This is a genomic window from Streptomyces colwelliae, from assembly GCF_048158785.1.
Lineage (GTDB): Bacteria > Actinomycetota > Actinomycetes > Streptomycetales > Streptomycetaceae > Streptomyces.
This window is the reverse complement of the sequence record NZ_JBLTJC010000317.1, coordinates 1-12,159: the sequence shown is the minus strand read 5'-3', so window position 1 is coordinate 12,159 and position 12,159 is coordinate 1. Positions and strand designations below refer to the sequence as shown.

The 12,159-nt window shown below is 70.2% G+C and carries 8 protein-coding genes and 1 pseudogene; 5 read left to right on the top strand and 4 right to left on the bottom strand.

All coding sequences use genetic code 11. The features are described from left to right. Positions 1-2,156, bottom strand: a 2,156-nt coding sequence (locus ACNFOC_RS41215; protein WP_416964141.1) for a hypothetical protein, incomplete at its 3' end; no start/stop codon positions are given. A 208-nt stretch (positions 2,157-2,364) separates the two neighbouring features. Between ACNFOC_RS41215 and ACNFOC_RS41210 the strand changes: the two genes are divergently transcribed. Beyond that, a complete protein-coding gene (locus ACNFOC_RS41210) occupies positions 2,365-3,084 on the top strand; it encodes a DUF6333 family protein (protein ID WP_416964140.1) in 720 nt (239 codons plus the stop codon). 90 nt (positions 3,085-3,174) lie between these two features. On the opposite strand, the gene ACNFOC_RS41205 is transcribed toward ACNFOC_RS41210, so the two are convergent. Both ACNFOC_RS41205 and ACNFOC_RS41200 read right to left on the bottom strand, forming a co-directional pair. After that, entirely contained in the window at positions 3,175-5,034 is a 1,860-nt protein-coding gene (locus tag ACNFOC_RS41205) for an ABC transporter ATP-binding protein (protein WP_416964139.1), read from the bottom strand. Continuing rightward, positions 5,031-6,959 carry an ABC transporter ATP-binding protein gene (locus ACNFOC_RS41200; protein ID WP_416964138.1) on the bottom strand — a complete coding sequence of 643 codons (1,929 nt, stop codon included), beginning with the start codon at positions 6,957-6,959 and terminating at the stop codon, positions 5,031-5,033. The genes ACNFOC_RS41205 and ACNFOC_RS41200 overlap by 4 nt, the downstream gene beginning before the upstream one ends. Positions 6,960-7,164: 205 nt before the next feature. Between ACNFOC_RS41200 and ACNFOC_RS41195 the strand changes: the two genes are divergently transcribed. Genes ACNFOC_RS41195 through ACNFOC_RS41180 form a run of 4 tightly spaced genes read left to right on the top strand, consistent with a single transcriptional unit; the run spans position 7,165 to position 10,739 of the window. Beyond that, positions 7,165-8,076: an ABC transporter ATP-binding protein gene (locus tag ACNFOC_RS41195; protein WP_416964137.1), complete on the top strand. Its 912-nt coding sequence runs from the start codon at positions 7,165-7,167 to the stop codon at positions 8,074-8,076. Next, complete coding sequence (locus ACNFOC_RS41190; protein ID WP_416964136.1) at positions 8,073-8,807, top strand: ABC transporter permease; 735 nt, start codon at positions 8,073-8,075, stop codon at positions 8,805-8,807. The genes ACNFOC_RS41195 and ACNFOC_RS41190 overlap by 4 nt, the downstream gene beginning before the upstream one ends. Before the next feature lie 26 nt (positions 8,808-8,833). Beyond that, positions 8,834-10,102, top strand: a complete 1,269-nt coding sequence (locus tag ACNFOC_RS41185) for a sensor histidine kinase (protein WP_416964135.1) — start codon at positions 8,834-8,836, stop codon at positions 10,100-10,102. Further along, positions 10,095-10,739, top strand: a complete 645-nt coding sequence (locus ACNFOC_RS41180; RefSeq protein ID WP_416964134.1) for a response regulator — start codon at positions 10,095-10,097, stop codon at positions 10,737-10,739. The genes ACNFOC_RS41185 and ACNFOC_RS41180 overlap by 8 nt, the downstream gene beginning before the upstream one ends. Positions 10,740-10,764: 25 nt before the next feature. On the opposite strand, the pseudogene ACNFOC_RS41175 reads toward ACNFOC_RS41180, so the two are convergent. After that, positions 10,765-12,075 (bottom strand): annotated as a pseudogene (locus tag ACNFOC_RS41175) (sulfatase family protein); the annotation flags it as partial. Positions 12,076-12,159: the final 84 nt, after the last annotated feature.

Genomic DNA, 12,159 nt, shown 5'->3' with positions numbered 1-12,159 from the left:
GCACCTGGCACGTAAGGCGACCGGCCGCCGACCCGGCCGAACTCGCCGAAGCGGTAAGGGCGGTTCGGGCTTCGGAACGCCCCCTGATCATCGCGGGCGGCGGAGTCCACCACAGCCGTGCGGAGGCCTGCGGTGCCGGTGTCGTCGGCGGCCGTGTTCGCGCCGAGGAGCAACTGCCCTGTCGTGTCCGTGTTGTCGGTGAGGGTCTTCACGCTGGTCTGCGTCTGCCGGGGCAAGTAGCGGTGCTGAGCGGTGAATTGAACCTTTCCGACGTTCTGCTTGGGCTGCTTGGACAGGTCGACGCCGCCCACGATGTAGACCTGCACGGTGCCGTTCGCGTCGGGGACGTCGTAGGTGAACTCGCCGTGCGTGTAGATGTTCCGGTACTTCTGGAACAGCGCCTCGCGGGTCCAGTCCTGGTTGGGCGCGCGCAGCGGCCAGCGCGAGGCGTCGCCGCTGTTGATGATGGCGTGGTAGTCAGTGGGTGACTTGGCGTCCTGCTGGCGGATGTACTCGGCGGCGACGCGCGCGGTGTAGACGCGGCGCAGATCGGCGTACTGGGGCGCGGTGTTGATGGTCTTCTCCACCGCGGGGACGATCATCTGGTCGATGACCCGCTGGGCCGCCTTGGTCGTGGCCTCGTCCGGGGTGCAGATCGGCTCGCCGGGACCCTGGGTGACCGTGGTCTGCGCGGTCGACTTCAGACGCAGCGGGGTGTCGAGGATGTAGATGCCGCCGTCCTGCTCACGGACCTGCGCGGTCTTCGGCTCGATCCAGTTGCGCAGACCGGGCATGCACGGCTTGCCGTTCTCCTTGGGCAGGGCCGCCCAGTAGCGCTTGCCGAGGTCGGTGGCGGGGTCCATGGCCTTGTAGAAGTCGTGCTTCATCTGGAGGTCGGCCTCCAGCAGCACCCGGCCCGCGTCCGTCTTGCCGAACCTGGCGTCCATGATGCGGTCCGGCTCGTCCGGGTTGAGATTGACCCAGAACTTGTCCGGGGTCAGCGCGAGCCAGGTGAAGAACGCGTCGGAGATCAGCTGGGAGTTGGCCTTGCCGCCCCAGCCGGACTGCTCGGTGGGGTCCTCCTTGGCGTCGAACGCGAAGTCGACGCCCTTGCCCCTGACCGGCTTGCCGACGTACTTCAGGTCCAGGGTGGAGAAGTCGACACCGCCGGGACCGCGCGGCAGACCGCCCGGGTTGGCGGCGTTCCTGGCGTTCAGGTAGTCCGCCATGGTCTTCGGGGTGGGCCGCGACTCACGGATCAGATCGGTGAGCCCGCCGCGCGTGGAACCGGACTGGCCGGGAGGCTGCATCAGCCCGCTGGTCGCGCGCTGACCGCCGCTCCTGGGCGCCAACTCCACCCGGTCCGTACGGTAGTTGTACTCGGTGACCCGGTCGCCGGCGAGCTGCCGCATGTTCCCCAGGAACTTCTTCGCGTCGGCCTTCTGCGGCTCGGCGAAGACGTACTTGACCTTGCTGTCCTTCCACGCCGGGTCCTTGGCCCACGCCAGGTCCTTGGGCACCTGCGTGCGGTCCGGGCTGCCGTTGGACTTGATCTCCAGGATCTGCTTCGTCCGCGTGTTGTACGCGTCGAGCTTGCGCCGGTAGGTCTTGCCGGTGTCGGGGTCCTTGAACTCGACCTCCTTCTGGCAGATCCACTCGGGCCCGACCAGCCCGTGATCCTTGATCACCTTCTGCTCGAAGGCCTTGCCGCGCGGGTCGTTCCCGGAGTTCGGGATGAACACGGCGTCCCGATAGTCCGTGAAACTCGGGTACTTGGCCTTCTGCTGGAGCCACCTCCACCAGACCCGGTCGGGCTGCGTCGCCGGAGCCTTGGTCAGCTCCGACAGCGCGGCCTGCTTGGCGGCGGACGGCGCGCCGAGCCCGTCCCACTCCTTGGCCGGATTGACGTACGCGTAGTCGTCCCACTGGGAGGTGGCGCGAGAAGCGTCGAACTGCGGAAGCCCTGTGGTCGGTCGGGTGTTGCTCGGCAGGCCGTACAACTCGTCACAGCGCTTGCCCGGGTCCAGCGGTCTCGGCGCGGCATCCGCCGCCGTGATGCCCGGAAGCCCGGTGAGCGCCATGACCGAGGCGCACGCGAGCGCGACGACCGACCGCCGCAGTGCGCGCAACCGCCGGTGGCGTATGGGTGTTTGCACGTGAAGTCCCCGTGGGGGCCCAATAGGCATGGGGTGTTCGCGCGGCACCAGGGGCCCCCGTGGTCGATGTGGCGCCGACGAACGGACCACACGCTAGACACGCCCATGTACATGCCGAAGCCGATCCGCGCTTCGGTGACCGGGTCAACCCGCCTTCTCCACAGGAGGTTCACAGGTTGGCGCGGGACGGCGGCATACGCTCGGCGCCATGAGTCCCGTATCTCCCGGAACACGGGTGGACCCCCGACACGACGGGCACGCGCACCTGGTCGTGGTCCAGCCGCCCTTCATGCCTCCGCTACGGCCCGAGGAGCGACCGTCCGTCCCGGCCCACGACCCGGAGGCGGCGAGGGCGGCCGTGTCGTCCCTGTCGTCCGTCGCGACGATCCGCTGTGCGGAGGCTCCGACCCGGCTGGGGCATCCCGAAAGCCCTGCGGACCGGGGGGAGTTGGACGTCGTACGTGCGGCCGCCTGGGGCTCGACGGTGAAGATCACCGACCCGGCGCTCGTCGAGGACGGGGTGCTGTCCAGCGCGCTGGAGGACGAGTTCCGGGCCCAGAAGAAGAGGCACCCCGACGCCCGGATCGTCGCCGTCTGCGAACGGGACTTCGGGGCGGCCTACTTGAAGATCCTGGTCGCGGTGCCCGGTGCCCCGGACCTGACGGTCGAGGGCTTCGACGAACTGGATGTCACCGGCGACCTCCGGGCCACGCTGACGGCCGCGGGCATCGACCCCGGTCAACTGGGCGATGACGACGAGGACTTCACCGACCACGACGAGGACTTCACCGACTACGACGGTCTGCTGCACATGCTGACCGGCGGCGCGCTGTCCGTCTACGCGGACGAGGAGCGCGTCGAGTCGACGTTCGTCGTCGAACGCAACGAGGAGGGCGAGGCGGGCATCGGGGAGGTGTGGTTCTCCTGAGCCTCTCCACTTGCTCTGCAACTTCCCCAGCGGGTCGGGGTGTTGCTCCGGCGCGGGGCTACTAACACCGCGGGACTACTGGCACCGCGCTCACGCCAGACTCTCCCGCCACGCCCGGTGCAGGTCCGAGAACCGGCCTGTGCCCGCGATCAGTTCGGACGGGGTGCCGTCCTCGACGATCCGGCCGTGTTCCATGACCAGCACCCGGTCCGCGATCTCGACCGTGGACAGCCGGTGCGCGATCACGACCGCCGTACGGCCGCGCAGGACCGTCGACATGGCGCGCTGTACGGCCTGTTCGCCCGGGACGTCGAGGGAACTGGTCGCCTCGTCGAGGATAAGGACGGCGGGGTCGGCGAGCAACGCCCGTGCGAACGCGACGAGTTGGCGCTGACCGGCCGAGATACGGCCACCTCGCTTGCGTACGTCCGTGTCGTAGCCGTCGGGCAGCGCGCTGATGAAGTCGTGCGCGCCGATCGCCTTCGCGGCCCGCTCGATCTCCTCGCGCGGTGCGTCCGGGCGGCCGATCGCGATGTTCTCGGCGACCGTGCCGGAGAACAGGAACGCCTCCTGCGTCACCATCACCACCCCGCGCCGCAGTTCGGGCGCGGACAGCTCGCGCAGGTCGACCCCGTCGAGCAGGACCCGCCCGTTCGAGGGGTCGTAGAACCGGGCCAGCAGCTTGGCCAGGGTGGACTTGCCGGCGCCGGTGGAGCCGACGACGGCGACGGTCTGGCCGGCGGGGAGGGTGAGGTCGAAGACGGGCAGCACCTCGCCGCCGGTGCGGTAGGCGAAGCGGACGCCGTCGAAGACGACCTCGCGGCCGGGTTGTTCCGACTCAAGTGCTGGGAGTTGGACGGGGGTTGAGGGTTCGGGGACTGATGGGGTCTGGGCCAGGAGCCCCGCGATCTTCTCCAGGGAAGCCGCGGCCGACTGGTACGAGTTGAGGAACATGCCGAGCCGGTCGATCGGGTCGTAGAGCCGTCGTAGGTACAGGACCGCGGCGGCCAGTACGCCCAGCTCCAGCGAATCGTCCGCGACTCGGGTCGCGCCCCAGAGCACGATCACCGCGACGGCCGTGTTGGCGACCAGGCGGGAGCCGGTGACATAGCGGGCCATCTCCAACAGGGCGTCGCCGTTGGACCGTTCGTGCTGTCGGTTGAGGACCCGGAAGTCGGCGTCGTTCACGTCCTCGCGGCGGAACGCGCGGACCGGGCGGATGCCGTTCATCGTCTCGACGAACTTCACGATCACGCGTGCGATCGCCGTGGAGCGGATCGCGTACACGCGTACCGCGCGCCGCTGGTAGACCCGCACCAGCAGGTACAACGGCACGAAGGACGCCACCGCGACCGCGCCGAGACCCAGGTCCAGCCAGAGCAGCATCGCCGAGATGTACACGAACGACAGGATGACCGTGATCAGCTCCTGGAGCCCCTCGCTGAGCAGTTCGCGCAGGGCCTCGATGTCCGTGGTGGAACGGGAGATGAGCCGGCCGGACGTGTACCGCTCGTGGAAGTCGATGCTGAGCGCCTGCGCGTGCCGGAAGATACGGCCGCGCAGATCGAGCAGCACGTCCTGGTTGACGCGGGCGGAGGCACCGATGAAGGCGTACTGGAGTCCGCCGGAGATCAGCGCGCAGAGCAGGTAGCCCGCTCCTACGGCGATCAGCGGGCCGTAGTTGTCGTTCCGGAACGCCGGTACCGCGCGGTCGATGGCGTACGCCACGAGGAGCGGGCCCACCTGTACGGCCGCCTGCTGGAGCAGCAGGAGGAGCGTCGTGATCGCGACCCGTGCCTTCATCGGGGCGAGCAGCGAACGCAGGAGGGTGGCGGTCGCGCCCGGGGGAGTGGGCAGGACGTCGTGATCGAAGGGGTCGCCTGCGGCGGGCTTGTGCGGGGGTTCGGGGGTGTCGTCGGTGGGCGGCGCGGAAGTGGTCGGGGCGGTCATCGTGCGTCCTCCTGCTCACCGACCGGGTGGGGGTGCTGGTGCCGGTCCGGGTGGTGTTGAGTCCGCGGGCCGGTGGGGGCTGGTCGCGCCGTTCCCCGCGCCCCTTTGGGGCGCTCGGCGCCCGACATCAGGTACGCGTACTCCGCGTTCGTCCGCAGGAGTTCCTGGTGGGTGCCGACCGCTGTGATGCGGCCGTCGGACAGCAGGGCCACGCGGTCCGCGAGGAGGACCGTGGAGGGGCGGTGGGCCACGATCAACGCCGTTGTGTCGGCCAGGACTTGGCGCAGGGCTGCTTCTACGGCGGCCTCGGTGTGGACGTCCAGCGCGGAGAGCGGGTCGTCGAGGACCAGGAAACGGGGTTTGCCGACCACCGCCCTTGCCAGCGCGAGGCGTTGGCGCTGGCCGCCGGAGAGGCTCAGGCCCTGCTCGCCCACCTGGGTGTCCGTGCCCTGCGGCAACGCGTGCGCGAAGTCGGCCTGTGCGACGGCCAGCGCTCGCCGCAACTCCGGTTCTCCCGCGCCCTCTTCTGCGCCCATGAGTACGTTCTCCCCGACGCCGGCCGAGAACAACGTCGGTTCCTCGAAGGCCACGGCGACGATTGCGCGCAGCGTTTCCCGGGGCATGGCGGTGATGTCCTTGCCGTCCAGTGTGATCTGCCCCGATGTCACCTCGTGGAGGCGGGGGACGAGGGCGGTGAGGGTGGTCTTGCCGGTGCCTGTCGCGCCTACCAGGGCCATGGATTCGCCGGGTTTGATGTGCAGGTCGATGCGGTCGAGGGTGGGTGGGGAATCAGGCGGGGCGTCGGGGTAGCGGAAGGAGACGGAGGAGAAGCGGATGCCGTCGTTTTCGGGTGCGGGCCGGTGGGGGCTGAGCGCGCCGTTCCCCGCGCCCCTTTGGGGCGCGGCTCCTGAGGGCGCTTCCTCCTCCTGGGTCTCATCCATCACCTCGAAGTAGCGCTCTGTCGCCGTCGCCGCCTCCTGACTCATTGCCAGGAGGAAGCCGATCGACTCCACCGGCCATCGCAGCGCCAGTGCCGTGGAGAGGAATGCCACCAGCGTGCCCGCCGACAGGTTCCCGTCCGCGACCTGCACCGTCCCGAGGACCAGCGTCGCTCCGAGCGCCAGCTCGGGCAGGGTGACGATGACGCCCCAGATCGTGGCTAGGAGTCGGGCCTTGCGGAGTTCGGTGCCACGCAGGGTGCGGGAGAGGTCGCGGAAGGCGCGGGCCTGGCTGCGGTGGCGGCCGAAGCCCTTGATGATCCGGATGCCGAGGACGCTCTCCTCGACGACCGTCGTCAGGTCGCCGACCTGGTCCTGCGCGAGGCGCGCCACATGCGCGTACCGCCTCTCGAACAGTACGCACATGACGATCACCGGCACGGCGGGACCCAGGATCACCAGCCCCAGCGTCCAGTCCTGGAGCAGCATGATGATCACGCCCACCAGGATCGTCACGGCGTTGACCAGCAGGAACGTCAGCGGGAAGGCGAGGAACATCCGGAGCAGCATCAGGTCCGTGGTGCCTCGGGAGAGGAGCTGGCCCGATGGCCATCTGTCGTGGAAGGACACCGGCAGGCGCTGCAAGTGCCGGTACAGGTCCGCCCGCATCTCCGCCTCGACGTGCGACAGCGGCCTTGCGACCAGCCATCGCCGCAGCCCGAACAGGCCCGCCTCCGCGATCCCGAGCAGCAGCAGGTACAGCGCCCCGAGCCACACGCCCGCCGTGTCCCGGTCGGCGACCGGCCCGTCCACCATCCACTTCAGGACGAGCGGGAACACCAGCCCCGTACAGGACGCGAGGACGGCGACCCCGGCCGCGGCGAACAGCCGTACCCGCACGGGGCGGACGTACGGCCACAGCCGTGCGAGCGTACGGACGGCGGACCGGTCGGGGTGGTCCTCGGCGGAGGCGGGTGTCGTGGTCATCACGGGCGAGCCTACGGACCACCACTGACAGTGCCCACCGAGTTTTGGCCGGACCCGGATCGGCCGTTGGTCCTACGACCTGGGTGTTCGGGGGTCGTAGCGGCACATCAAGGGGAGTCGTAGTCGCGCATCAACCGATCGGTTGATGCCCGGTCGAGCGCGATGGCCGATGTGCCCGACCCCGCGTTCCCGGGACCCTCGGAACATGTCAGCCACTCCTGTCATCGAAGTCACCGCACTACGGAAGTCCTACGGCGGCCGGGCCGTCGTGGACGGGGTCTCGTTCGCCGTCGAGGAGGGCGAGATCTTCGGGATCCTCGGTCCGAACGGCGCCGGCAAGACCACCACCGTCGAGTGCGTCGAGGGCCTGCGCGTCCCGGACGCGGGCCGGGTCCGCGTCACCGGTCTCGACCCCGTCGCCGACCACGCGGAGGTCGCCCGGGTCCTCGGCGCCCAGCTCCAGGAGAGCGAGCTCCAGGCCAAGCTCACCGTCCGCGAGGCGCTGGAGCTGTACGCGTCCTTGTATCCGCACCCCGCCGACTGGCGACCGCTGGCCGAACGCCTGGGCCTGACCGCCAAGTTGACCACTCGGTTCGCGAAGCTGTCCGGCGGGCAGAAGCAGCGCCTGTTCATCGCGCTCGCGCTGATCGGCAACCCCCGCGTCGTCGTCCTCGACGAGCTCACCACCGGCCTCGACCCGCGCGCCCGCCGTGACACCTGGCAGCTCATCGAGGACGTGCGGGCGAGCGGGGTCACCGTCCTGCTCGTCACGCACTTCATGGAGGAGGCGCAGCGGCTGTGCGACCGGATCGCCGTGATCGACAAGGGGCGGGTGGCCGCCCTGGACACCCCGGACGGGCTGATCCGGCGCTCGGCGGGCTCCACCGTCATCAGCTTCACGCCCTCCGCGGCGCTGGACGACGGTGACCTGAACGCGCTGCCCGCGCTCACGTCCGTGACGCACAAGGACGGCCGGATCACGCTCTCCGGTTCCGACGAGACCGTCAACGCCGTCATCACGCTGCTCGCCCGCAACCACATCACCGCCCACCAACTCCGGGTCTCCGACGCCACGTTGGACGACGCGTTCCTGGACCTGACGGAGGTCACCGTATGAACACCGCAGTCCTGCGCACCGAGTTGAGGCTCTTCCGCCGCGAACCCGGCGCCCTCTTCTGGATTTTGCTCTTCCCCACCCTGCTGCTGGTGATCCTGGGCTCCATCCCGGGCTTCCGCCACCACGAGGCCGATCTGGGCGGCCTGCGCACCATCGACGTGTACGTCCCGGTCGCCGTCCTGCTCGGCATGATCGTCGGTGCGCTCCAGTCGATGCCGCAGAACCTCACCGGCTACCGCGAACGCGGCATCCTCCGCCGCATGTCCGCCACCCCGGTCCGGCCCACCGCCCTGCTCGCCGCACAGATGGTGGTCTACGGCACGGCCGCGCTGGCCTCCGCCCTGTGCGCGCTGCTCGTCGGCCGCCTCGCCTTCGACGTACGCCTCCCGAAGCAGCCCGGCGGCTATCTCCTCGCCCTGCTCCTCGCCGTGCTGGCCGCGCTCGCGCTGGGCGGGGTGGTCTCGGCGCTGTCCCGGACCACGAAGATCGCCGGTGCGATCGGGTCGGCCGTGTTCTTCCCGATGATGTTCTGCGCGGGCGTGTGGATCCCGGTGAACTCCATGCCGGACGTCATGGCCCGGATCGTCGGCTACACCCCGTTCGGCGCCGCCGCCGAGGCCCTGAACCGGGCGGCGGCCGGGAACTGGCCGGGCTGGACCCACCTGGGCGTACTGGTCGCCTGGACCGTGCTGCTGACGGCCGGCGCCTCACGCTGGTTCCGCTGGGAGTAGGGGGACCAGCCGTGCAGACTGAGGAGATGACCACCAGGGACGAGCGGATCGAGCGGCGCTGGGAGCAGCTGCACACATGGGGGCCGTACGGGCTGCTCGGTATCAGTGTCGTCCTCGCGCTCGCCTCCTCCGGTCTGTTCGACTACACCGCCGCCCAGTGGTGGACCGGCTGGGCCCTGGCCGGCGCCGCGCTCCTCCTCCAGCTGTGGTGGCACGGCACCCGCGCCCGCCGTCCCGGCCGCGGCCGGACCCCGTCGCGGGCGGGGACGGCGTACTACGTCGTCCGCTGGGCCATCGGCTTCGCCCTCACCTGGATCGACCCGTTCTTCGCGTTCTACGCCGCCTCCGGCTTCATGGACGCCGACGAACTGATCCCGGGCACGGTACGGCAACGGGTGGGGCTGTTCGCGAGCGCGGTCACCGTGGCCGGTGCGCAGGCGGGTGGGCTGCCGCTCGGGAGCGGGGTCCAATGGGTGCTCTTCGCGGCGCTCGTGGCCGCCAACTCCGGCCTCCAGATGGCGATCGCGCATCTCACCCAGCAGGAGTCGGAGCGTTCCCGCGAGCGCAGCGAGACCATCACCGAACTCGAACGCACCAACACCGCGCTCCAGCAGGCCCTCGACGAGAACGCCGCCCTGCACGCCCAACTCCTCGTCCAGGCAAGGGAAGCCGGGGTCGCCGACGAGCGGAGGCGGCTGGCGGCCGAGATCCACGACACCATCGCGCAGGGCCTGACCGGCATCATCGCCCAGCTCCAAGTCGTGGCCAACGCACCCGACTTGACGACCGCCCGCACCCACCTCGAACGCGCCTCCACCCTCGCCCGGCACAGCCTCGGCGAGGCCCGCCGCTCCGTGCAGAACCTCGCCCCCATCGCGCTGGAGAACGACGGACTGCCCGAGGCCCTGAAGAACACGGTCGCCGAGTGGGGCGAACGCACCGGCGTCCGCGCCGAGTTCACCGTCACCGGCACCACCGAGCACCTCCACGACGAGGTCTCGGCGACGCTGCTGCGCATTGCCCAGGAGGCGTTGTCGAACGCGGCCCGGCACGCCCGCGCCACACGCGTAGGCGTCACCCTCAGCTTCCTGGGCGACGAGGTCATCCTCGACATCCGTGACGACGGCCAGGGCTTCGACCCGCTCGCCCTCCCCGACCGCACCCGCACCGGAGGCTTCGGCCTCGACGGCATGCGCGCCCGCGCCGAACGCATCGCGGGCTCCCTCGCGATCGAGACCGAGCCGGGGCACGGCACGGCCCTGTCGGCTCGCGTACCGTTGGTCCGCCATGAGTGACGAGTTGCTGATCTCCCTGTTGATCGTCGACGACCATCCCGTCGTACGGGACGGTCTGCGCGGCATGTTCGAGTCCGCGCCCGGATTCCGTGTCCTGGGCGAGGCGTCGGGCGGCGTCGAGGCCGTGGAGCGGGCCACCGCCCTCGACCCCGACGTCATCCTGATGGACCTGCGCATGCCGGGCGGCGCGGGCGTCGACGCCATCCGCGAACTGACCCGCCGCGCCGCCCGCGCGAAGGTGCTCGTCCTGACGACGTACGACACCGACTCCGACACGCTCCCCGCGATCGAGGCGGGCGCGACCGGCTACCTCCTGAAGGACGCCCCGCGCGACGAACTCTTCACCGCCGTCCGCGCGGCGGCGGAAGGCCGCACGGTCCTGTCTCCCGCCGTCGCCTCCCGCCTGGTCTCCGCCGTCCGCAGCCCCCAGTCCCCGGGCAACGAACCGCTCTCCGCCCGCGAACGCGAAGTCCTGGCCCTCGTCGCCAAGGGCACCTCCAACCGCGAGATCGCCCGCGAACTCTTCATCAGCGAGGCGACCGTGAAGACCCATCTCACCCACCTGTACGGCAAGTTGGGCGTCAAGGACCGCGCGGCCGCCGTGGCGGTGGCGTACGACCGGGGGATTCTCGGCTGACGGGCGGGTCCTAGGTGGTCAGGCCCTAGGCCGCCGGGTACGGCAGTAGGCCGCTCGCGGTCTTCTCCCAGGACGCCTTCAGCTCGGCGAGCAACTCCGGCTTGTCGGGGGCGAGATCGGCCTGTTCGCGGATGTCGGCGCCGAGGTCGAAGAGGTGGTCGTCGCCGTCCTCGTCCTGGTAGTACTTCCAATCGCCGCGCCGCAGCGCCCGGTTGGCCCGCACCCGCCAGAACAGGTCCCGCTCGGGCAGCTCCTCGCCCTTCAGCAGGTAGCCCGCGAAGCTCGTGCCGTCCAGCGGGTACGCCGGGTCGGGGCGGGCACCGGCCAGCTCCAGGAAGGTCGCGGTCCAGTCGGGGGAGAAGTTCGGCTCGTGGCTGACCTGGTCGCCGTCGATGCGCTGCGGCCAGCGGACGATCGTCGGGACCCGGATGCCGCCCTCCTGGAGCACGAACTTCTCGCCGCTCAACGGCCAGAGGTACGACCAGCGTTCACCGCCGTTGTCGCTGGCGAAGTACACCAGCGTGTCCTCCTCCTGCCCGGACCGGCGCAGCGCGGCGAGCACCTCGCCGACGGCCGCGTCGAGGCTCTCCACCATCTCCGTGTACTTCGCGACCGAGCCGCCGTCGTAGTGGTTGAGGGCGTTGCTGATCTCCAGCTGGCTCTTCGCGGCCCGGATCCTCGCCGCGATCTCGGCGCCCGTCTCCTCGTCGCCCTCCGCGAGCCAAGGCCAGTGCGGGGTGGTGAAGTTGAGGTTCAGCAGCCAGGGCTTGTCGTGCTTCCGGCCGACGTACTCCACGGCCCGCTCGGTCAGCACCTGGGTGTAGTAGCGCAGGTCCTTGTAGGTCGCGTCGCCCTCGTAGAGGTCGTAGCCGCCGAGCTGGCCGAGCTTGGAGAAGTACTCCAGCACGCCCCCGTGGTTGCCGAAGAACTCGTCCCAACCCGACTTCGTGGGGCTGTAGTCGGGCAGCCAGCCGCAGTGCCACTTGCCGATGAGGGCGGTGGAGTAGCCCGCCTTCTTCAACAGGGACGCCAGAGTGGGGTGGCTGGGGTCGAGCCCCTGCGTCCTGTTGGCGATCGGTTCGGCCAACCCGCCTGGCGTACGGCCCGGATATCGCCCGGTGTACAGGCTGAACCGGGTCGGGGAGCAGGTCGCGGAGCCGGAGTACGCGTCGGTGAAGCGCACGCCCTGCCGGGCCAGCCGGTCCAGGTTCGGCGTCTTGATGTGCGGGGCGCCGTAGGAGGACAGGTCGGCCCAGCCGAGGTCGTCGCCGAGGATGACGAGGAGGTTGGGGCGCTTGCCGGAGGCGGCGGGGCGGGCCTTGAAGGGGCGCTCGGCCCGCTGAGGTCCGGAGCGCTCGCACTAGACGGACCTCCTCGATCTCGCCTCTTCGCTCACCACGACCCGCAGCGCCTTCGAGAA